At 53.7% G+C, this 19,715-nt stretch carries 22 protein-coding genes and 1 tRNA gene; 7 read left to right on the top strand and 16 right to left on the bottom strand.

The window, feature by feature from the left end; genetic code table 11:
• Positions 1-17 precede the first annotated feature (17 nt).
• Complete coding sequence (locus BV494_RS12855; RefSeq protein ID WP_104923226.1) at positions 18-1,103, top strand: GDP-mannose 4,6-dehydratase; 1,086 nt, start codon at positions 18-20, stop codon at positions 1,101-1,103.
• Positions 1,104-1,180: 77 nt separating this feature from the next.
• Here BV494_RS12855 and BV494_RS12850 read toward each other — a convergent pair whose 3' ends face one another.
• Positions 1,181-1,513: a DUF1294 domain-containing protein gene (locus BV494_RS12850; RefSeq protein WP_104923225.1), complete on the bottom strand. Its 333-nt coding sequence runs from the start codon at positions 1,511-1,513 to the stop codon at positions 1,181-1,183.
• 98 nt (positions 1,514-1,611) lie between these two features.
• A tRNA-Phe gene (locus BV494_RS12845) sits at positions 1,612-1,687 on the bottom strand.
• Positions 1,688-2,369: 682 nt separating this feature from the next.
• Between BV494_RS12845 and speF the strand changes: the two genes are divergently transcribed.
• On the top strand, positions 2,370-4,532 hold the full coding sequence (gene speF, locus BV494_RS12840) for an ornithine decarboxylase SpeF (RefSeq protein WP_104923224.1): 2,163 nt from the start codon (positions 2,370-2,372) through the stop codon (positions 4,530-4,532).
• Positions 4,533-4,606: 74 nt separating this feature from the next.
• On the opposite strand, the gene mltC is transcribed toward speF, so the two are convergent.
• The 3 genes from mltC to mutY all read right to left on the bottom strand — a co-directional run bounded on the left by mltC (position 4,607) and on the right by mutY (position 7,116).
• Positions 4,607-5,686: a membrane-bound lytic murein transglycosylase MltC gene (mltC, locus tag BV494_RS12835; protein ID WP_104923223.1), complete on the bottom strand. Its 1,080-nt coding sequence runs from the start codon at positions 5,684-5,686 to the stop codon at positions 4,607-4,609.
• A gap of 66 nt (positions 5,687-5,752) precedes the next feature.
• Complete coding sequence (locus BV494_RS12830) at positions 5,753-6,025, bottom strand: oxidative damage protection protein (RefSeq protein ID WP_104923222.1); 273 nt, start codon at positions 6,023-6,025, stop codon at positions 5,753-5,755.
• Positions 6,022-7,116 carry an A/G-specific adenine glycosylase gene (gene mutY, locus BV494_RS12825; RefSeq protein WP_192938006.1) on the bottom strand — a complete coding sequence of 365 codons (1,095 nt, stop codon included), beginning with the start codon at positions 7,114-7,116 and terminating at the stop codon, positions 6,022-6,024. Before mutY ends, BV494_RS12830 begins: the two co-directional genes overlap by 4 nt.
• A gap of 219 nt (positions 7,117-7,335) precedes the next feature.
• On the opposite strand from mutY, the gene trmB reads away from it, so the two are divergent.
• From trmB to BV494_RS12805, 4 genes are all read left to right on the top strand, one after another.
• The gene (gene trmB, locus BV494_RS12820; protein WP_104923221.1) at positions 7,336-8,055 is read left to right on the top strand and encodes a tRNA (guanosine(46)-N7)-methyltransferase TrmB; all 720 of its coding nucleotides are present in this window, start codon (positions 7,336-7,338) and stop codon (positions 8,053-8,055) included.
• Positions 8,055-8,381 (top strand): YggL family protein, encoded by a 327-nt coding sequence (locus BV494_RS12815; RefSeq protein ID WP_015698505.1) that lies wholly within the window; start codon positions 8,055-8,057, stop codon positions 8,379-8,381. Before trmB ends, BV494_RS12815 begins: the two co-directional genes overlap by 1 nt.
• A 75-nt stretch (positions 8,382-8,456) precedes the next feature.
• Positions 8,457-9,383 carry a glutaminase B gene (gene glsB / locus BV494_RS12810; protein WP_104923220.1) on the top strand — a complete coding sequence of 309 codons (927 nt, stop codon included), beginning with the start codon at positions 8,457-8,459 and terminating at the stop codon, positions 9,381-9,383.
• 24 nt (positions 9,384-9,407) lie between these two features.
• Entirely contained in the window at positions 9,408-10,142 is a 735-nt protein-coding gene (locus BV494_RS12805; RefSeq protein ID WP_104923219.1) for a YggN family protein, read from the top strand.
• Between the two features lie 571 nt (positions 10,143-10,713).
• Here BV494_RS12805 and hemW read toward each other — a convergent pair.
• From hemW to BV494_RS12775, 6 genes are all read right to left on the bottom strand, one after another.
• Positions 10,714-11,850, bottom strand: coding sequence for a radical SAM family heme chaperone HemW (hemW, locus tag BV494_RS12800; RefSeq protein ID WP_104923218.1), 1,137 nt, complete (start codon positions 11,848-11,850; stop codon positions 10,714-10,716).
• Entirely contained in the window at positions 11,843-12,451 is a 609-nt protein-coding gene (locus BV494_RS12795; RefSeq protein ID WP_104923217.1) for an XTP/dITP diphosphatase, read from the bottom strand. Before BV494_RS12795 ends, hemW begins: the two co-directional genes overlap by 8 nt.
• A 33-nt stretch (positions 12,452-12,484) precedes the next feature.
• Positions 12,485-12,790: a DUF167 family protein YggU gene (gene yggU, locus BV494_RS12790; RefSeq protein WP_104923216.1), complete on the bottom strand. Its 306-nt coding sequence runs from the start codon at positions 12,788-12,790 to the stop codon at positions 12,485-12,487.
• A complete protein-coding gene (locus tag BV494_RS12785; RefSeq protein ID WP_104923215.1) occupies positions 12,775-13,329 on the bottom strand; it encodes a YggT family protein in 555 nt (184 codons plus the stop codon). The genes yggU and BV494_RS12785 overlap by 16 nt, the downstream gene beginning before the upstream one ends.
• A gap of 21 nt (positions 13,330-13,350) precedes the next feature.
• Positions 13,351-14,172, bottom strand: a complete 822-nt coding sequence (gene proC / locus BV494_RS12780) for a pyrroline-5-carboxylate reductase (RefSeq protein WP_104923214.1) — start codon at positions 14,170-14,172, stop codon at positions 13,351-13,353.
• A gap of 78 nt (positions 14,173-14,250) precedes the next feature.
• Positions 14,251-14,970 (bottom strand): YggS family pyridoxal phosphate-dependent enzyme, encoded by a 720-nt coding sequence (locus BV494_RS12775; RefSeq protein WP_104923213.1) that lies wholly within the window; start codon positions 14,968-14,970, stop codon positions 14,251-14,253.
• A gap of 22 nt (positions 14,971-14,992) precedes the next feature.
• Here BV494_RS12775 and BV494_RS12770 point away from each other — a divergent pair, with 22 nt between their 5' ends.
• Positions 14,993-16,015: a type IV pilus twitching motility protein PilT gene (locus tag BV494_RS12770; RefSeq protein WP_104923212.1), complete on the top strand. Its 1,023-nt coding sequence runs from the start codon at positions 14,993-14,995 to the stop codon at positions 16,013-16,015.
• On the opposite strand, the gene ruvX is transcribed toward BV494_RS12770, so the two are convergent.
• The 5 genes from ruvX to endA form a co-directional block, all read right to left on the bottom strand.
• Entirely contained in the window at positions 16,006-16,434 is a 429-nt protein-coding gene (gene ruvX / locus BV494_RS12765; protein ID WP_104923211.1) for a Holliday junction resolvase RuvX, read from the bottom strand. The two genes, BV494_RS12770 and ruvX, sit on opposite strands and share 10 nt — an antisense overlap.
• Positions 16,434-16,997: a YqgE/AlgH family protein gene (locus BV494_RS12760; protein WP_104923210.1), complete on the bottom strand. Its 564-nt coding sequence runs from the start codon at positions 16,995-16,997 to the stop codon at positions 16,434-16,436. The genes ruvX and BV494_RS12760 overlap by 1 nt, the downstream gene beginning before the upstream one ends.
• 125 nt (positions 16,998-17,122) lie before the next feature.
• On the bottom strand, positions 17,123-18,073 hold the full coding sequence (gene gshB / locus BV494_RS12755; RefSeq protein ID WP_104923209.1) for a glutathione synthase: 951 nt from the start codon (positions 18,071-18,073) through the stop codon (positions 17,123-17,125).
• A gap of 11 nt (positions 18,074-18,084) precedes the next feature.
• The gene (gene rsmE / locus BV494_RS12750; protein WP_104923208.1) at positions 18,085-18,816 is read right to left on the bottom strand and encodes a 16S rRNA (uracil(1498)-N(3))-methyltransferase; all 732 of its coding nucleotides are present in this window, start codon (positions 18,814-18,816) and stop codon (positions 18,085-18,087) included.
• A gap of 100 nt (positions 18,817-18,916) precedes the next feature.
• Positions 18,917-19,630 (bottom strand): deoxyribonuclease I, encoded by a 714-nt coding sequence (gene endA, locus BV494_RS12745; RefSeq protein WP_104923207.1) that lies wholly within the window; start codon positions 19,628-19,630, stop codon positions 18,917-18,919.
• Between the last annotated feature and the right edge of the window lie 85 nt (positions 19,631-19,715).

Raw genomic sequence — 19,715 nt, 5'->3', positions numbered from 1 at the left:
TAATCAAAGGATCTTATATGTCTAAAGTCGCACTGATTACCCCTATAACCGGGCAGGATGGTTCTTATCTTGCCGAGCTATTATTAAAGAAAGGTTATACTGTTCACGGTATCGGCGGGAATGTTGTTCAGCTTAATGCCGGTAATGCGGGCAGTAATTTTCACGATAAATCCTCTGATCTTCATATTTATGCCCATGCTGATATCAGTACGGGAACGGCACGCGATTTGCTCGCCATTATCCGGCCAGACGAAGTTTATAATTTGGGGGGAACCGGTCAGTCGCCTGAATCTTCTGACCTTGGGGATGAACTGTTTTCTACGGGAGAATTCAGCGCTTTAAAAGTGCTCGAGGCTATTCGTGTTCTCGGGCTGGAAACGAAGACGCGTTATTACCATGCATCGCCTTCGGCGTTATGCGGCCTGGTGAATGGCATTGCGATTAATGAAATGGTCAGTCTGAATATTTATCCTTCCTGGTACGCGAGCGCTATTTCTGATTTCTGGGCCATTGTGAATTATCGCGAGACGTTCGGGTTATATGCATGCAGCGGTATTCTTTTTAATCATGAATCACCGCGTCGCAGCGAGAACTTTGTCACGCGTAAAATCACCCGAAGTCTGGCTAACATTACGCAGGGGCTGGAGAAGTGCCTGCATCTGGGAAATCTGAATGCGCTGCGTGACTGGGGCCATGCCAGGGATTACGTCAAAATGCAGTGGCTGATGTTGCAGCAGGATAGCCCGGAGGATTTTGTGGTGGCCACCGGCGTGCAATATACCGTCCGTCAGTTTGTGACGTTCGCTGCGCTGGAGCTGGGGATTAAGCTGCGCTTTACCGGCAAAGGCGTGGAAGAACGGGGAATTATTACCGCGATTATCAGCCCGGTCGCGGCTGCCCTTAAAGTGGGGGATGTGGTTGTTGCGGTCGATCCCCGTTATATCCGGCCTGCCGAAGCGTGTGAAGTTAGCGCAAATCCGACCAAGGCGCGTCGTAAACTCGGCTGGGCACCGGAAACGTCGTTACAGGATATGGTCATTGAGATGGTTCAGGCGGATCTTGCCTGCGCGAAGAAGGCTGCGCGGCTGAAATTGTACGGATAACGCCAGCCGCTGTTTTTGAGATGTATAAAAAAGCCGGAGAATGCGCTGACATTCTCCGGCTTTTTTTTGCCCGTTTTTTACCGTCCGTATCCCAGCCAGAATGCCAGTAAAACAGCAGCGATGTTGGCCGCGATACTGAGCATAAATCTCGTTCTGAAGGGCTGCTTCTGCGTTTTATGCCGGAAAATTTGCTGACCCGCCAGTGCGCCAATCCAGCCTCCGAGCAGCCCGAACAGCAGTAATGTGTTTTCCGGTATCCTCCGCCAACTTTTGCGGGCGGCAAGCTTGTCGGCACCATAAATCAGCAACGTCAGCACGTTGATCAGCATTAAGCCAACCCAGACAGAATAAGGAGAGATGAGACTGACACCGACTGCCAGAATCAGCAGGACATAACAGACAGCGTTCATTGAGATATCACCGGAGATTGAAGGAAGATCCCGCGTAACCAGAAAAACAGAAAGGACAGAAAGCAAAAAACCAGCTGTTAAGCTGGTTTCTTTAAATTTGGTGCCCGGACTCGGAATCGAACCAAGGACACAGGGATTTTCAATCCCTTGCTCTACCGACTGAGCTATCCGGGCAACGGGGCGCATTAAACCGTATTGGGCATGTGTCGTCAACGGCTTTTTGTCACTTCGGTGGGGTTCGTCACCCGACTGATGCTTTTTACGGCATTTTGGCGATTTAACTTACGATACCGGGAAAGCGCCTGCCAATACAGGGCGTGATGGGGCAAATTTTCGCGTTTTGTGGTGTCGCATTCTGTAAGAATTTCCCGCAATGTTCAGGGTTGAACAGGGGAATAAAAGATGCCATTATTGCGCCGATTTATTAAACAACTCTGATCCCGTTTTCACGCGACAGCTCAAGAGGGTTGCGGCATGGCTGGTTTATCACATCGCGCTTTTCGTAAGTGCAAAAAAAATCTGATGATGATCTCCGGGTGCTGTAAACACCATGATTTCAGTTTTCCTCCTTTTGCAGATCCTTTCATGCGGTAAGGCTACCGTTTGCCTGCTGTTAGATATGAGTAAAAACAGAGTGCACTTCTGATTTTACTGTTGTCTATCAGACGTGGCCGGGCCTGAACGTCGATTTGTTACCACTTTGCCCCTCGGCATGGTTTCATCACACTCGACATCGCGCCCAGGCCAACGTCATTTGCCGGGCTGGACTCTGCGCACTAACCCTTTTTAGACGTAAGAACCAGCTCATTGCCGTGCCCTGTGGCACACCCTCTTACTTAACCGTTTGAGAGTCTGAATGAAACACTTAAAACTTGCAGCAAGCGCTTCTGTCGCCCCTTATCTCCAGACGTCCCGCCTGGTCGTCGATCTGCGTCGTGCCGATTATGCTGACGTGGCGGCCATCATTATTTCTGTCGGGGATTTGAATCACGGCAGGCTGGCGGAGATAGAAACGCTGGGCTTCGGGATCCCCGCGTTTGTTGCAGTGCAGGGAACGGAGCAAATTTCACCGGAGTTTTTACCGTTGCTGAAAGGCGTGATTACGCTCTCCGATGTCAATCAGGCGTTCTATGCCGCACAGATTGAATCGGCTGCGCAGGCCTATGAAGAAGCCTTGTTCCCGCCGTTTTTCGATACGCTGAAAAAGTATGTTGAGATGGAGAACGCGACGTTTGCCTGTCCGGGGCATCAGGGCGGTGAGTTTTTCCGTCGCCATCCGGCAGGGCGTCAGTTCTATGATTTTTACGGCCCGAACATTTTCCGTTCCGACATGTGTAACGCCGACGTCAAACTGGGCGATTTGCTGATCCACGAAGGTTCGGCGAAGGATGCGCAAAAGTATGCGGCGAAAGTCTTCAGCGCGGATAAAACCTATTTTGTGCTCAACGGGACTTCTGCGGCGAACAAAGTCGTGACCAACGCGCTGCTGACGCGCGACGATCTGGTGCTGTTCGACCGTAACAACCATAAATCTAACCACCACGGCGCACTGCTTCAGGCAGGCGCGACGCCGGTGTATCTCGAAACCGCACGCAACCCGTTTGGTTTTATCGGCGGCATCGATGCGGCCTGTTTCGATGAAGCTTATCTGCGTAAGCAGATCAAAGAAGTGGCGCCGCACCGCGCCGCGGAAAAACGTCCGTTCCGCCTGGCGATTATCCAGCTCGGCACGTATGACGGCACCGTGTATAACGCACGTCAGGTGGTCGATAAAATCGGGCATCTGTGCGACTACATTCTTTTTGATTCTGCATGGGTCGGTTACGAGCAATTCATCCCGATGATGAAAGAGTGCTCACCGCTGCTGCTGGAACTCAGTGAAAATGATCCGGGGATTATCGTCACGCAATCCGTGCATAAGCAGCAGGCCGGGTTCTCGCAGACGTCGCAGATCCATAAAAAAGACAATCACATCAAAGGCCAGAAGCGTCATTGCAGCCATAAGAAGCTGAATAACGCGTTCATGATGCACGCCTCGACCAGCCCGTTTTACCCGCTTTTTGCCGCGCTTGATGTCAACGCGCGTATTCATGCCGGTGGCAGCGGCAAACATATGTGGATGGAGTGCGTGAAGCTGGGCATCGAAACCCGCAAAATGTTGCTCGATCAGTGTTCGATGATTCTGCCGTTTGTTCCGCCGACGGTGGGCGGTAAGCGCTGGCAGGATCACGAAACGGCTGAGATGGCGAACGATGTGCGTTTCTTCGATTTTGTGCCGGGCGAGCGCTGGCATGCTTTCTCGGGTTACGCGGAAAAACAGTATTTTGTTGATCCGTGCAAGCTGCTGCTGACCACGCCGGGCATTGATGCGTCCAGCGGGAAATATACCGAGTTCGGTATTCCCGCAACCATTTTGGCGAACTACCTGCGTGAAAACGGCATCGTCCCGGAGAAATGCGATCTTAACTCGATCCTGTTCCTGCTGACGCCAGCCGAAACGCCGGCCAAAATGCAGTTGCTGGTGGAAGAGCTGGTTCGCTTCGAACAGTACATCGAAGAAGACGCGCCGCTGAGCGAAGTGTTGCCGACCGTTTACCGTAAAAATGAAGACAGATACCGCAACTACACCATCCGTCAGCTGTGTCAGGAAATGCATAACCTGTACGTCAGTTTTGATGTGAAAGAGCTGCAAAAAGAGATGTTCCGCGAGAAGAGTTTCCCGAAAGTGGTGATGAACGCGCAGGACGCTCACAACGAGTTTATCCGAGATAACATTGAGCTGGTGCCCATCGGTGAAGCCGAAGGGCGTATTGCCGCAGAAGGCGCGTTGCCGTATCCGCCGGGCGTTCTGTGTGTCGTGCCGGGCGAGTTGTGGGGCGGCGCTGTGCAACGTTACTTCATGGCGCTGGAAGAGGGAATTAACCTGTTGCCGGGCTTCTCGCCTGAACTGCAGGGTGTTTATATCGAGAAGAAACCGGTCGGCTGGAAGCGCATTATGGGCTACGTCGTCGCGGAGTAATCTGCACGCTTCTACGCTCACGCAGAAATGAAAACGGAGGCCAGCTGGCCTCCGTTTTTTATTCCGCAATCACATCAGTCTACACGGCGATAACTGCGCTGCGTGTTATTCACTTTGTACAGATAGCGGCGCGATTCGGCTGACGGATGTTTGGTCGTCAGTGTGGTATAGACATCGCCCGGTGCCATGTTGTTGATGATGTTGAACGCCTGCGTTTTGTTCTGCGAGAACACGCGCAGCACGCTGCCTGCACCGCCGTTGTAGGCTGTGATCACGGCGTAACGGCGCGACGTCGGGTTACTGATGTTGCCCAGATACGCCGTTTGCAGCATCGCCAGATACGCGGTGCCGGTGTTGATATTGTTCTGCGGATCAAACAGATAGCTGCGGCTCGGTTTGCCCCATTTGCCTTCGGATTTAAAGACGTCAACCCCGGCGGAATGTTGCACAACCTGCATCAGGCCCAGTGCATCGGCGTTACTGACTGCATACGGGTTAAAGGCGGATTCGGTCTGCATGATCGCCAGGATCAGCGACTGATCGACGCCGTATTTGGCGGACGCTTCGCGGATCATCGGCAGATACTTATGCGCACGCTGATTCAGGTGGTTCGGCACCATCTGGATCGTAACGGAATAAATGATGTGCATGCCGGACTGACGGCGCATCAGTTTGTTTTGTATCAGATAATCAGCAAAGCTCGCTGCGCGGCCTTCCCAGCGGATGGGCTTGCCGGTATTGTCGAGAACCTGCCCGTAAAGCATCGGCTCACGGCTGATCTGAATATCGTTTGCGTCAGAATAGAGGTCGACATTGCCCGGATCATCGCCGACCAGCAATGTGCTGATAATCGCCTGACGCAGGCTGGCGGCCGGATCGGTGCCGGAAATTGTTTCAAGGGTGATGGTACCCGCATCAAAGTTGATGTGGCTGCGGGTGTAATACTGATCGCTATACTTTACGTAGTCCTTCGGACCCGCAATCAGCACTTCATTCATACCCCAGATATTTTCGATGTTATGGGCAAACTGCCCCATCAAAATATCGAATGCGTTGGTGTCTTTAACGAAAGCTTCGTTGAACTGGTCTTTCTTACTGCCGGAGCAGGAAATCAGCATCGGTGCGATAACCAGCAAAGCTAAAATTTTCTTCATCTTAAAACCATTTCTGGTGAAAAAAGCAGGCTGCGCACGAGCCTGCCTGAATGTCTGTGCTGAGCGTTATTTTGAAGGCGGGGTATAGCCTTCAATATGAACATCCTGACCTTCAAACAGGAAGTTAACCATTTCCTGTTCCAGCAGTTTGCGGTCTTCCGGGTTCATCATGCTGAGTTTCTTTTCGTTGATCAGCATGGTTTGTTTGGTCATCCACTGTGACCAGGCTTCTTTCGAAATTTCGTTGAAAATACGTTTGCCGATCTCGCCCGGATACAGCTGGAAGTCCTGTCCTTCTGCATCGCGTTTCAGGAAAGTACAAAAAATCGTTCTGCTCATGCTAGTTCCTTATGATCGTTCTGTTGGGACGGTTTTTTGCCATCGGTCTGTTTTGCCAAAGACGTCAGCAAACGCTCGACCGGCGCGGCCAGCCCGACCTGTTGAGGTTGCGCTAAGTTATACCAGAGACCCGCACCTTCATCCATGCAACCCGCTGCCGTTCGCAGATTTAACCACATTGGCACGATATCCAGATGGAAATGGCTGAAAGTGTGTCGAAAAGCGGTCTGCTGCTGCAACTGATTTTGCGTAACACCGTATTTTTGAAGCCCCTGCGCCAGCTCGTCTTCTGTCGCAAATTGCGGGAAACAGAATAAACCGCCCCACAGGCCCACCGGCGGCCGTTGCTCCAGCCAGACTTTATCGTCCTGCTGAATCATCAGCATAAAGGCCGTTTTCTCCGGCAGCGTGGTCTTGGGTTTTTTACCCGGATATTTTGCCCAGCTGTGATGCGCGTAGGCTTCGCAGCCGGATTTCACCGGGCAGAGTTCGCATTTGGGTTTGCTGCGGGTGCAAACCATCGCCCCGAGATCCATCATCGCCTGATTAAACTGCGCGACGCCTTCGGCAGGCGTGACGTCTTCGCTGATCTTCCACAGACGGTTCTCGGTTTTCTTCTCGCCCGGCCAGCCGTCAACGGCATAACACCGGGCCAGCACGCGCTTCACGTTACCGTCTAAAATGGGATAGTGCTGGTTTAACGCCAGCGACAGCACCGCGCCTGCGGTCGAACGACCAATGCCCGGCAGCGCGAGAATCTCATCAAAGGTGGTCGGAAACACGCCATTGTGCTGAGTGGCAATAGTTTGCGCGGCTTTATGCAGGTTACGCGCGCGGGCGTAATACCCCAGGCCGGTCCACAGGTGCAGCACTTCATCGAGCGGGGCGGCGGCGAGATCGGACACTGTCGGGAAGCGTTCCATAAACCGTTCGAAATACGGAATTACGGTCGCGACCTGCGTTTGCTGCAACATCACTTCTGAAAGCCAGACTTTATAAGGCGTTTTGGCGAGTTGCCACGGCAGCGTTTTACGGCCATAGCGCTGATACCAGTCGAGCACCAGCGGCGAAAAAGTGGGGGCTTCCATCATGGGTGAATTACAGTCCGGCAGGGTTAAAAGACGGGGCTGATCACATCACAGTTCCCGTCTGGCTGTAAACCGGAACTTTCCGCACTGTATTGACGGATTTCCTGCCCGCAAGCCTTGCTAATCGGGAGTAAGTTTGGATAATGCGCCATTCTTAACAGTTAATGACCAAAATACAGCAGTGACCGAATACCGCGTCTTGCGTAACGGAGTGGAAACACCATGAAAAACGACGTCATTTCTCCGGAGTTCGATGAGAACGGTCGCGCGATGCGCCGTATCCGCAGCTTTGTCCGCCGTCAGGGCCGTCTGACCAAAGGTCAGCAATTTGCGCTGGATAACTTCTGGCCGGTGATGGGCGTGGAGTTTCAGCCGGAAGCGCTGGCAATTGATACTTTATTCGGTCGCTCCGCCCCTGTCGTGCTGGAAATCGGTTTCGGGATGGGGACTTCGCTGGTCACAATGGCGCAGCAGAACCCGGACCAGAACTTTATCGGCATTGAAGTCCACTCACCGGGCGTCGGTGCCTGTCTGGCGACCGCGCACGAAGAGGGTGTCAGCAACCTGCGCGTGATGTGTCACGATGCGGTCGAAGTGCTGGAAAAAATGATTCCGGATGGCTCGCTCGACATGGTGCAGCTATTCTTTCCTGACCCGTGGCACAAAGCGCGTCATAATAAGCGCCGAATCGTGCAGCCGGAGTTCGTTGAGAAGCTGCGCATGAAACTGAAAGTGGGCGGTGTATTCCACATGGCAACCGACTGGGAGCCGTATGCGGAGCACATGCTTGAAGTGATGACCCGGTTAGAAAACTGGGCGAATCTGTCGCAGGAAGGTCATTATGTCCCGCGTCCGGAATCGCGCCCGGTGACCAAGTTCGAAATGCGTGGCCAGCGTTTAGGCCACGGCGTATGGGATCTGATGTTTGAGAGGAAGCAATAATGGCTACAAATCGCAGTCGTCGTTTACGTAAGAAGTTACACATTGCCGAGTTCCAGGAACTGGGCTTCTCTGTAAAATGGCGTTTCCCGGAAGGTACCGCGGTAGAAACCATTGACGAATCACTGGATAAATTCATTGACGGTGTGATCGAGCCAAACAAACTGGCCTTCGACGGCAGTGGCTATCTGCAATGGGAAGGTCTGGTTTGCCGTCAGGATATCGGTCACTGTACTGATGAACAGCGCGCTCAGGTCAAAAAATGGTTGGAAGACCATAAAATGGAAGACGTTGAAGTCAGCGATTTATTTGATATCTGGTGGGACTGAATTCCGCAGATTCATAATTATCGTTGAAACTAAAGGTGCCTTCCCGGCACCTTTGTTACATCTGGAGGAAGGACATTGGGTACCGAGCTCGATAACAGTTTGCTGGAAGATATTCTTGCGCAGGTCAGGCCGCTGATTGGCCGTGGCAACGTCGCCGATTACATTCCCGCGCTGGCAGAAGTCAGCCCTGATCATCTGGGGATTGCCGTGTGTACCACGAAAGGGGAGATCTTTCGTGCCGGTGATGCCAATACCCGGTTCTCAATCCAGTCGATTTCTAAAGTGCTCAGCCTGACGCTGGCGCTGACCCGCTATCAGGAAAGCGAAATCTGGCAACGCGTGGGCAAAGAGCCTTCCGGCCAGCCGTTTAACTCGCTGGTTCAGCTTGAACTGGAACAGGGGAAACCGCGCAATCCGTTTATCAACCCCGGTGCACTGGTGGTTTGCGATATGCTGCAAACCCGTCTGACTGCGCCGAAGCAAAGAATGCTGGAAGTGGTGCGTCAGCTGGCCGGTTCGGCCGATCTCAACTACGATCGGCACGTTGCGCGTTCTGAATTCGATCATTCCGATCGCAACGCCGCGATTGCTTACCTGATGAAATCTTTCGGTAATTTCGATAACGACGTCATCACCGTGTTGCACACTTATTTCCACTATTGCGCGTTGCGCATGAGTTGTGAGGAACTGGCGCGAACGTTCGTTTATCTTGCGAACAAGGGTCATCCGCTGGGCAATCAGCAGCCTTTGATTGATGCCCGTCAGGCGCGACAGATTAACGCAATGATGGTGACCAGCGGCATGTACGACGGTGCCGGTGAATTCGCTTACCGCGTCGGCATGCCGGGCAAGTCCGGTGTCGGTGGCGGCATTATTGCTATCGTGCCGGGAGAGATGTGTATCGCTGTCTGGTCGCCGGAACTTGATGCGGCGGGGAACTCTTTGGCAGGTATTGCTGCCTTAGAATTACTGGCGCAACGTATTGGCCGATCTATTTTTTGAGTTTGCTGTCTTAAGGGAGAGTACATGTTAGTGAAAACTGGAGTTGTTAAAGCCTCGGTAGCGGCCTTGCTGGCGCTGACGGCGTGGAGTGCGCAGGCGGATTATCAGTGCGCCGTGCAGCCGAAAGAGGATGTGATCATCAAGCCGCAGACCGTGCAGGTTGTAGGTAACAGCGGTGACTTGCTGATCACGCCAAACGGCAACGTAACTCTCAATGGAAAAGACCTCACCCTGAGCGCGAAACAGCGCCAGGAAGCGATCGATTATCAGGCCTCGCTGCGTCGCGATTTGCCGTGGATTGATCAGGGTGCCACCGCGCATCTGGAAAAAGGCCGTGTCGCCGTTGACCGCGTCATCGTGAACAAACTCGGCACCGACAGCAATGTGCGTAACCGTCTGGTGACGCTCGACAAGCAGCTTAAAGAGCAGATGAATCTCATCATCGAGCATCGCCCTGACGGCCTGACTTTCCACCATAAAGCCGTGGAACAGGTGAAACAGAACGGTCAGAAGCTAATGGAACAAACCATGGGCGGGGTGATGCAGGACAGCATCAATGAGATGGGCCTGAAACAAGCCACGAGCGGCGGCAATCCGTTGCAGGCCATGATGGGCAATCTCGGCGGTCTGCAACAGGCCGTGCAGGAAGAGTGGAACAAACAGGAAAAAGAATTCAAAGCCTTTGGCGATGATGTCTGTAAACGCGTCACCGCGCTGGATACTCAGCACAAAACCTTGCTGGCGGATTTGAAGCAGTAATTTCCTTCCTCAAAATTCAGAAACAAAAAAACCGCAATTAAGCGGTTTTTTTGTTGGGAAAAGCAGTTAGCGCTACATCTCCCAGGATTCTACTTTCGTGAATATCGCGAAAGCCAGCATCTCGACGTGGTGCATTTTATACTCAATTTAATCCCACGACAATCAGCGTTTGTTCAGACTCTGTTTCGACTTCCAAAATCTTTTCGGCTGAACGATATCTGTTACGAAATGATATCCCTGGTGATAATATCCCGGCGGGACTAATTCGTTCGTTTAGCGACGGATCACCGGGCTCAGGGATTGGAACTTTAACACCGTGAAAGCCAGTATCTCGACAGACTCTGGCTATTTGCCACGTTATCCCGGCGTGATTTGGTGAAACGCGGTTTCTTCAGGAAACTGCAAATATGAAGAAGTGCATTTATGCGCTACTCATAGTGCTCGGTTCTATGATGACGTCTGGCAGAGATGGGTTGAACGTTAACGTTTCGCACGTCAATTTCAGCGTCAATATAGGCCAGTACTGAGCACTTCAGGAGCCGCCCTTCGGGGCGGCTTTTTGCTATCCGATTTACTCACCCAAAAACAGTTCCAGCAGTGAATTCAGGAACAGTTTGCCTTTGCGGGTGATCTGCCAGTGCGTTTCGGTTTCCAGCAGATATTCTTTGCTGATGGCTTCATTGAGCTGCGCGCGGATAACCGATTCATCCAGCCCGGTATACAACCCAAATTCTTCGCGCGGGGCGGCTTCGAGCAGGCGGAAACGGTTCATGAAGAATTCAAATGGCAAATCTTCAGTTTCCACCGGATGCTGTTTGTCCATGTAACGTCCCTGCATATAACCACGCGGATGCTTGGTTTTGACCGTGCGCAGGATTTGCCCGTCGGGCTGTGTCAGCTTGCCGTGCGCACCGCAACCGATACCGAGATAATCCCCGAAGCGCCAGTAGTTGAGATTATGCTGGCACTGATAGCCGGGTTTTGCGTAGGCAGACGTTTCGTATTGCTGATAACCCGCAGCCGTCAGCAGCTGATCGCCTTGCTCAAAGATATCCCACAACGCGTCGTCATCCGGCAATGTTGGCGGACGCGAGGCATACATCGTATTGGGCTCGATGGTCAGTTGATACCACGACAGATGTGGCGGATTCAGTGCGATGGCCTGACGCAAATCGTCCAGCGCTTCTTCTACTGTCTGATCCGGTAAACCGTGCATCAGGTCCAGATTGAAACTGCGTAAGTTCAGGCCGGTCGCCAGATGGGCGGCGCGTTTGGCTTCCTCCGGGCCGTGAATACGCCCCAGACGCTCCAGTTTTCGCGCTTCGAAACTTTGCACACCGATTGAAATGCGGTTCACACCGGCGCGCTGATAGCCGCTGAAGCGGTCTGCTTCGACGGTACCCGGATTGGCTTCCATGGTGATTTCCGCACTGGCGTCGAGAGGCATACGCGCGCGTACGCCGTCGAGCAGATTTTGCATCGCTTCACTGCTCAGCAGGCTTGGGGTTCCGCCGCCGATAAAAATTGTCCCTACGCTGCGGCCAGCGGCCAGATGCAAATCTGCATCCAAATCGGCCAGCAGATGCGCGACATAGTCGTCATGCGGCACTTCACCCTTTAACGCATGCGAGTTGAAATCGCAGTAAGGGCATTTTTGCACGCACCACGGAATATGAATGTAGAGACTCAGCGGCGGCAACTTACGCATTCTTCTGTACAGCCTCTTTCATCGCCGACAGCAGCAGTTTCAGTGCCTGACCACGGTGCGACACCGCACTTTTTTCTTCACGCGTCAGCTCTGCGGCTGTTTTGCCCAGTTCCGGAACGAAGAAAATCGGGTCGTAGCCAAAACCGCCTTCACCGGCTTCGGCAAAGGCAATTTCACCCGGCCAGCGGCCGTGGCACACCAGCGGCGTCGGGTCTTCTGCGTGGCGCATGTAAACCAGAACACAATGGAATTGTGCGTTGCGCTGGCCCTGCGGCACGTCTTTCAGCGCGACGAGCAGTTTGTCGAGATTTTGCTGATCGCTGGCATCAACACCCGCATAACGCGCGGAATAAATCCCCGGCGCGCCGCCCAGAACATCCACGGCCAGACCGGAATCATCGGCCACCGCCGGTAACCCGGTTTCTGCTGCCGCGTGGCGGGCTTTGAGGATGGCGTTCTCGATGAACGTCAGGCCGGTTTCTTCAGCGGATTCAACGCCGAGTTCAGTTTGCGCGACGACGTCCAGCCCGAAATCGGCCAGAAGATGTGCGAGTTCACGGACTTTACCGGCGTTGCCGGTAGCCAATACGACTTTTTGCATAAAATAACGTCCTGAAGACCATCTGAAATGAGTTTATTCAGCGAGCAGTACCGCGACCTCGGTCGGGATATTTTGCGGATTCGTAATGCGGACTTGTTTATGGCGGCCCAGCTCGCCCTTTTCAATGCTTATCTGACTTTTGGCGACTTTAAACTGTTTGGCGAGAAATTTCACCAGATGCGTGTTGGCCTGTCCGTCCACCGGTGGCGCGGTGATGGCGACTTTGAATTCGTCGCCATGCAAACCGACCAGACTGTCGCGGCTGGCTTTGGGCTGAATAATCAGCCGCAAAACCAGCGCACCGGACTGCCAGCTCACCGGAGTTACGGCAGCTGCCATAATGTGCCGATGTAATTTAAGTTCGCGAAGAAGTTATCGAGAATATAAAGAATAATCACGATGATCATGCCTGAAAAATCGATGCCACCCAGCGCAGGTAAGATGCGGCGAATCGGCCCCATCAGCGGTTCGGTTAACTGCATCAGCAGATAATCCATCGGCCCACGACCCTGAGTCACCCAGCTCAGCAGGGAGCGGATAATCACGACCCAGAAAATCAGCGAGCCTGCGGTTTTGATTAACGAAACCAGACCCGCCAGCAAATTCACCAGACTCAGTGAGATCCCGCCGCTGATAATCAGCTCCATCAGCGGGTATTTGAGCGTCAGCAGCAGGAATGCAATCAGCAATGACGCGCTGTCAATCGGCCCCAGTGGCGGGATCACCCGGCGAAGCGGGCGGATAACCGGCTGTGTCACTTTCACGACAAACTGGGATAACGGATTATAAAAATCGGTGCGCGCCCACTGCATCCAGATGCGGAGCAGCAAAATCATTGCGTAAGTATTAATTACCATGACTAACAAATTGGTCAGCATAAATTGCCTTATCTAAGTATGTTAAAACTGTTTTTCCATTTCCTGTGCGCGGGTAATGGCGGCCTGCATGGCTTCGGAGACAATCTCCGGTAATTGACGATCGGTGAAAACTTTCAGTGCTTCAAACGTCGTGCCACCTTTGGACGTCACATTCTCACGAAGTTGTGACAATGGCGTGTCCGGACTTGCGGCGACCAGCGCAGTCGCCCCGCTGGCGGCCTGTTCGACCAGCATCCGTGCCGCTTCTGCACTAAAGCCCAGACGCTGCGCTTCAGCCTGCATCGCTTCCATAAACAGGAAGAAATATGCCGGTGCGCTGCCCGCAGCCGCAATAATATGGTTGATGCCTGCTTCGGTATCAACCCAGCACACTTTGCCGACGGCGGTCATCAGCTCGCCGCTGTAATCGCGGTCAGCCTGAGAAACCTGTTCTGGCGCGAACAAACCACTCATGCCTTTTCCGACCAGAGACGGCGTGTTGGGCATAATGCGCACAATGTTCAGATTATCGCCCAGCAGCTCGCAGAAACGCGCCACGCTGACGCCTGCGGCAATCGACAGTACCAGCTTGGCGCTAAAATCCACGTCTTTTTGCAGTGCTTTACATACATCGGCCATCATTTGCGGTTTTACAGAAAGTACCACCACATCAGCGTCTTTTGCGCAGCCGTTGTTGTCGCTGCTGCTTTTCACGCCATATTTTTCAGCCAGCGCATCGCGATGCGTGGTGGAAGGGGCACAAACGCTGATCAGGTTTGCCGGATAGCCGCTTTCTACCAGACCTGCAATGATCGCGCCTGCCATATTACCGGCGCCGATAAAACAGAGTTTACGATGTTGCATTGGTGCTCCTTGCTGTCAAAACAGGGGATAAGTAAGTCATTTATTGATGATTTAAAACAGTTTACTGCATCGCAGCGGTTACGGTTTGGCGCTGTAATCGCGGGCACCAAAAATCGCTGTTCCGATACGCACCATGGTGCTGCCTGCTGCAATGGCTGCCGGCATATCGTCGGTCATGCCCATTGAAAGCGTATCTGCCTGCGGGCAAATAGCCTGCAATGCCTTGAGTGCGTCGCGCATCTGACTGAAAACGTCCAGCTGGCGTGCGTAATCGGTTTCTGCCGCCGGAATAGCCATCAGGCCGCGCAGATTCAGGTTAGGCATCGCCATGACTTGCGCCGCCAGCTCTGCAACATCTTCCAGCGCAATACCAGATTTGCTGGCTTCGTCGCTGATATTCACCTGAATCAAAACCTGCAATGGCGCTAAATCAGCCGGGCGTTGTTCATTGAGACGCTGGGCGATTTTCAGACGATCCAGGGTATGGCACCAGTCGAAATTCTCGGCCACCAGACGGCTTTTGTTCGATTGTAGTGGTCCGATGAAATGCCAGGTGAGCGCAGGCTGACGCCCGGCAAAGTGGGCAATTTTATCCACGCCTTCCTGCACGTAGTTTTCACCGAAGGAAAACTGCCCGGCGGCGATAGCTTCTTCGACAGCGCTCGCAGGTTTCGTTTTGCTGACTGCAAGCAAAGTAACTTCTTCTGGAGACCTGCCGCAAAGCTGTGCAGCGGCTGCGATTTTCTCGCGGACATTCTGTAAGTTCTGCTCAATAGCGTTTTGCTGACTCAGGCTCATAAGGACTCGGGAGGATTTCAACATGGATATTGATGGATTAGTGGGGCGTAGTGTAAAGCAAAATGCCTCTGATCTGCACCTTTGTACCGGCTATCCGCCAATGTTACGCATTGATGGCGAATTATGCCGTTGCGAAGATCTGCCGGTTGTGAAGGCGTCACAGATGCTGGCGCTCAGCCAGCAGTGGCTGGATACCGCGCAGCTTGACTGTCTGCATCAGGCCGGACAGGTGGATAAAGCGCTGACGCTCGGGGCAGGCGTGCGGATGCGGCTCAACATTTTTCAGCAATGGCACGGGCTTTCCGCGGCGCTGAGACCCATTCCGGCGCATTGTCCTGATCTGACCACGCTTCTCGCGCCTGATATTTTGCCGCGGCTGATTATGCAGGAGGATGGCCTGATTCTGGTTACCGGCGCGACCGGCAGCGGGAAATCTACCACGCTGGCGGCGGTGATTGATCATCTCAACCGGCATACGGCGCGGCATATCATTACGCTTGAGGATCCTATCGAACTGATTCATACCAGCCAGCGTTGCCTGATCCAGCAGCGTGAACTGGGGCAGCATACGCGCTCTTTCGCTGAGGCCGTGCGCGGTGCCTTGCGTGAGGATCCGGATGTGTTACTGCTGGGCGAGTTGCGCGACACCGAAAGCATCCGGCTGGCGCTGACGGCGGCGGAGACCGGGCATCTGGTGCTGGCCACCTTGCACACGCGAAATGCCACGCAGGCGATTGACCGGCTGGTCGATGTTTTTCCCGCAGAAGAAAAAGCGTTTGTGCGGGCGCAGCTGGCAGGGAGTTTACGGGCGGTGATTGCCCAAAAGCTGGCGGTAACGAAAGCAACAGAGAAACAGCAGGGCGGAAGGGTGGCATTGTTTGAAGTGCTGACATCCACGCCTGGCGTGTGCAATCTGATCCGCGAAGGAAAAACGCATCAGCTGGCGGATGTGCTGCAAACCGGCGCACAGGCCGGAATGCAGACATTTGCGCAGAGCCGCCAGCAGCGGCAAAGCGCCGGATTACTGGCTGCGGATCAGGACTGACTCCATTGTTTCTCGAACCAGCTTTCCAGAATGATGACCGCCGAAGCTGCGTCCACGCTGCCTTTATCCAGCGCGCGAAAACCGCCACGGTCAAACAAATCCGCGCGGGCTTCTACGGTGCTCAGGCGTTCGTCATGCAACTCCACCTGAATGCCAAAACGGCCATGCAGACGGTTGGCAAACTTACGTGCGCGCGCCGTCAGCGGCTGTTCTGTGCCGTCCATATTCAGCGGCAGGCCAACCACGACCAGATCCGGAAGCCATTCTTTCAGCAGCTTTTCGATCTTCTGCCAGTCCGGCGTGCCGTCCTGCGCTTTAAACGACGTCAGCGGGCGTGCTGTGCCGGTGACTTCCTGGCCGATCGCAAGACCGATACTTTTGGTGCCGAAATCGAAGGCGAAAACCGTACGGTTACCCATTATGCGTGCCCTGCGTGCGTGGCGAGCTGGCTGACATCCACGCCGATCATTTTCGCGGCTTCACGCCAGCGGTCTGCAATCGGCGTGTTGAACAGAATGTCGCTGCTCGCTTCAATGGTCAGCCATGAATTTTCCAGCAGCTCTCTTTCCAGCTGCCCCTGTTCCCAGGCTGCATACCCGAGCGCCACCAGCACGTTTTTCGGCTGGTCAGGTGTGCCTAACGTTTCGAGAACGTCTTTGGACGTCGTGATCATCGTGCAGTCTGAAATCCGGATACTGGAACCAAAACCTTCACGCGGCGTATGCAAAATAAAACCGCGATCGTCTGCCAGAGGGCCGCCGGAAAAGACCGGACGGTCGAGGCGGATCGCCGGATCGCGTGGCTCAGGGCTGATATCGAGTTTATCGAGCACATTTTCGACGGTGAAATCTTCGACCAGTTTATTAATCACCAGACCCATTGCGCCGTCTTCATTATGTTCGCAGATATACACGACCGAACGTTTGAACTGGGGTTCGTCCAGTCCGGGCATCGCAATAAGAAAGTGATGTTGTAGATTCATGGTATGTAGGATGTTTAACCTCAAAATAGAAACAAAATCAGACAAGCCAGTTTATTACGGCAACGTCATCAAAAAAGCGGGCTACCCGGCAGTGCGGATAACCCGTTGATGACGGTATTGCGTGATCAGCGTGCAGCCAGGCGCTTTTCGATAGCGTCCATCAGCATACCGGTGATGGAAATCGGGAATGCCGCTTCGATTTCACGCGCACAGGTCGGGCTGGTCACGTTAATTTCGGTCAGGCGATCGCCAATGATGTCCAGACCGACAAAGATCAGGCCTTTTTGCTTGAGGATCGGCGCAACGGTGCGGGCAATCGCCCAGTCGCTTTCACTCAGCGGGCGTGCTTCACCGCGACCACCGGCGGCCAGATTGCCACGGGTTTCGCCTTGTGCAGGAATACGCGCCAGGCAGTAAGGCACCGGCTCGCCGTCAACAACCAGAACGCGCTTATCACCGTCTTTAATGGCAGGCAGATAGTTCTGCGCCATGCAGAAACGGCTGCCGTGCTCGGTCAGCGTTTCGATGACAACGGAAACGTTCGCGTCTTCCGGTTTCAGACGGAAAATGGACGCGCCGCCCATGCCGTCGAGCGGCTTGAGGATCACGTCTGTATATTCTTTATGGAACGCTTTCAGCTGCGCCGAGTTACGTGTCACCAGCGTGTCCGGCGTCAGTTCCGGGAACCAGGCGGTGAACAGCTTTTCGTTACAGTCGCGCAGGCTTTGCGGTTTATTGACGATCAGCGTGCCTTTTTCTTCGGCGCGTTCAAGGATGTAAGTGGCATAAATAAATTCGGTATCGAACGGCGGATCTTTACGCATCAGGATGACGTCAAGTTCCTGTAGCGCGATATCCTGCTCGGTGCCGAATTCATACCAGCCGTCGTAATCTTGCTTTACGCTGAGCTTTTTGGTGGTCGCACGGCCTTCACCGCCGCGCAGATACAGGGAATTCATTTCCATGTAATGCAGCTCGTAGCCACGACTCTGCGCTTCGAGCAACATGGCGAAACTGGTGTCTTTTTTGATGTTGATGGAAGAAATCGGGTCCATCACGATGCCAAGCTTGATCATTTGGTCTCCTCTTAACCCAGATCGCCGAAACGGACCTGTAAGGCCGTTATCGCGGTGAGTGCTGTAGTTTCTGTACGCAGAACACGGGGCCCCAGCAGGATATCAGTAAATCCGTAGCCGGAGGTCATTGCAATTTCGTCGGCGGATAAACCGCCTTCCGGGCCGATCAGCAGGCGAACATGATTCACCGGCAGCGGCAGGGTATTGATGCTGTGGCTGGCGCGCGGATGCAGGTTCAGCTTCAGGCTGTCGTCCTGCTCGGCGCACCAGGCTTCAAGCTGCATGACCGGACGAATTTCCGGGATGCGGTTTCGGCCACACTGCTCGCAGGCGGCAATGGCGATTTTCTGCCACTGCTGCAATTTCTTTTCCAGACGCTCGCCGTCCAGCTTCACGCCACAGCGCTCGGAAAACAGCGGCGTAATGGTGTTCACGCCCAGCTCGATGGATTTCTGAATAGTGAATTCCATCTTCTCGCCGCGTGAAATCACCTGGCCGAGATGCAGATTCAACGGCGATTCATTGTCTGACAGCACGCCTTCGCTCAGGCTGACGCGCACGTTCTTCTTATCCACCTGCGTAATGCTGGCGTCGAAGACCTGATTACTGCCGTCAAAAAGCTGAATGACCTGACCAGGCTGCATGCGCAGAACGCGCCCGACGTGATTCGCGGCATCTTCACTGAGCGCAATTTCGCTGTGCGCGGTTAACGGTTCAGGGTGATAAATGCGAGGTATGCGCATGTGAGGCTGCTGTCCTTAAAGTCTTGAGAGAGGTTATTTTGGCGACATTAGTCCGCATTGTCGCGAACTAATGTGCTCTGATGATGAGTTTAATACTAAGTTAGCTTTTTCTTTGCGCGCAAGCCTGCTGAACGTACGGATTATGATTTCCCTGCACATTCGCAATGCGGTTGTCGCGTTCGCATTCCCAGGCGGTGACCGGATACTGGCGATCCCAGGCGGTAAACAGCTGAGTTTGCTGGCGTGACAGATTCAGTTTGTACTGGTCGCGCATGTAGAAATAGGTGCGGGCGATGGCGCCGCGCGCACGGGCTGGCGGCTCGGCGGCTTTGGCTTTGAAGTCGATTTTCATCTCACATTTGCCGTACTGGCCTTCACCACCGTTCCACTGGCTGTACATGAAGTTATTGCGGTCGCCGTTCACTTCGCCGATGGCCGGTTCAAGGTTGTGCAGATCCGTTTCAATCTGACGGTAGTCGGCGCTTTTGGCACAGTTTTTACGTCCGCCGTCCTGCCAGCATTGCATCTGGTGGCCGAACTGCCACGCAGGTACGACGTGTTCCCATTCAATCCGGTTGGCGCGTTGCTCGCTTTTGCGGACTTCATAGCCGCAGGATTTCAGATCAGGCGTGCCTTTTTTTCCCTGCCAGTTGATGTCGCAGCCGCAGTAGAACGTCGGAGCACCCTGATTGATTTTGACCGCCGCCGCTTTGGCCTGGGTGAAATTATTGATGGCGTTGCCAGACTGGCTGAAAGCGCTCAGCGGTGCCAGAGCACCGATAAACAGAAAGGATAAAAGTGTTTTACGAAACATGTTTCCGAATAGCCCGAGTGTAAAAGGTCGCAAGGGTAACGGATGCGAAGCGGTGTGACAATCAGACAATATGGCTATTTAGTGA

This window comes from Rahnella sikkimica, from assembly GCF_002951615.1.
GTDB lineage: Bacteria > Pseudomonadota > Gammaproteobacteria > Enterobacterales > Enterobacteriaceae > Rahnella > Rahnella sikkimica.
The sequence above is the reverse complement of the archived record's forward strand: the minus strand, read 5'-3'. Positions and strand labels throughout refer to the sequence as shown.

Excerpts from the sequence above, each read along its gene's own strand:
- proC (WP_104923214.1), bottom strand. The coding sequence starts at position 14,172 with ATGCAACATCGTAAACTCTGTTTTATCGGCGCCGGTAATATGGCAGGC.
- endA (WP_104923207.1), bottom strand. The coding sequence starts at position 19,630 with ATGTTTCGTAAAACACTTTTATCCTTTCTGTTTATCGGTGCTCTGGCA.
- hemW (WP_104923218.1), bottom strand. The coding sequence starts at position 11,850 with ATGCGTAAGTTGCCGCCGCTGAGTCTCTACATTCATATTCCGTGGTGC.
- speF (WP_104923224.1), top strand. The coding sequence starts at position 2,370 with ATGAAACACTTAAAACTTGCAGCAAGCGCTTCTGTCGCCCCTTATCTC.
- BV494_RS12760 (WP_104923210.1), bottom strand. The coding sequence starts at position 16,997 with ATGAATCTACAACATCACTTTCTTATTGCGATGCCCGGACTGGACGAA.
- yggU (WP_104923216.1), bottom strand. The coding sequence starts at position 12,790 with ATGGCAGCTGCCGTAACTCCGGTGAGCTGGCAGTCCGGTGCGCTGGTT.
- BV494_RS12785 (WP_104923215.1), bottom strand. The coding sequence starts at position 13,329 with ATGCTGACCAATTTGTTAGTCATGGTAATTAATACTTACGCAATGATT.
- BV494_RS12775 (WP_104923213.1), bottom strand. The coding sequence starts at position 14,970 with ATGAGCCTGAGTCAGCAAAACGCTATTGAGCAGAACTTACAGAATGTC.
- mutY (WP_192938006.1), bottom strand. The coding sequence starts at position 7,116 with ATGATGGAAGCCCCCACTTTTTCGCCGCTGGTGCTCGACTGGTATCAG.
- rsmE (WP_104923208.1), bottom strand. The coding sequence starts at position 18,816 with ATGCGCATACCTCGCATTTATCACCCTGAACCGTTAACCGCGCACAGC.
- gshB (WP_104923209.1), bottom strand. The coding sequence starts at position 18,073 with ATGATCAAGCTTGGCATCGTGATGGACCCGATTTCTTCCATCAACATC.
- BV494_RS12855 (WP_104923226.1), top strand. The coding sequence starts at position 18 with ATGTCTAAAGTCGCACTGATTACCCCTATAACCGGGCAGGATGGTTCT.
- BV494_RS12830 (WP_104923222.1), bottom strand. The coding sequence starts at position 6,025 with ATGAGCAGAACGATTTTTTGTACTTTCCTGAAACGCGATGCAGAAGGA.
- mltC (WP_104923223.1), bottom strand. The coding sequence starts at position 5,686 with ATGAAGAAAATTTTAGCTTTGCTGGTTATCGCACCGATGCTGATTTCC.
- BV494_RS12770 (WP_104923212.1), top strand. The coding sequence starts at position 14,993 with ATGGATATTGATGGATTAGTGGGGCGTAGTGTAAAGCAAAATGCCTCT.
- BV494_RS12850 (WP_104923225.1), bottom strand. The coding sequence starts at position 1,513 with ATGAACGCTGTCTGTTATGTCCTGCTGATTCTGGCAGTCGGTGTCAGT.
- BV494_RS12815 (WP_015698505.1), top strand. The coding sequence starts at position 8,055 with ATGGCTACAAATCGCAGTCGTCGTTTACGTAAGAAGTTACACATTGCC.
- BV494_RS12805 (WP_104923219.1), top strand. The coding sequence starts at position 9,408 with ATGTTAGTGAAAACTGGAGTTGTTAAAGCCTCGGTAGCGGCCTTGCTG.
- ruvX (WP_104923211.1), bottom strand. The coding sequence starts at position 16,434 with ATGGGTAACCGTACGGTTTTCGCCTTCGATTTCGGCACCAAAAGTATC.
- trmB (WP_104923221.1), top strand. The coding sequence starts at position 7,336 with ATGAAAAACGACGTCATTTCTCCGGAGTTCGATGAGAACGGTCGCGCG.
- BV494_RS12795 (WP_104923217.1), bottom strand. The coding sequence starts at position 12,451 with ATGCAAAAAGTCGTATTGGCTACCGGCAACGCCGGTAAAGTCCGTGAA.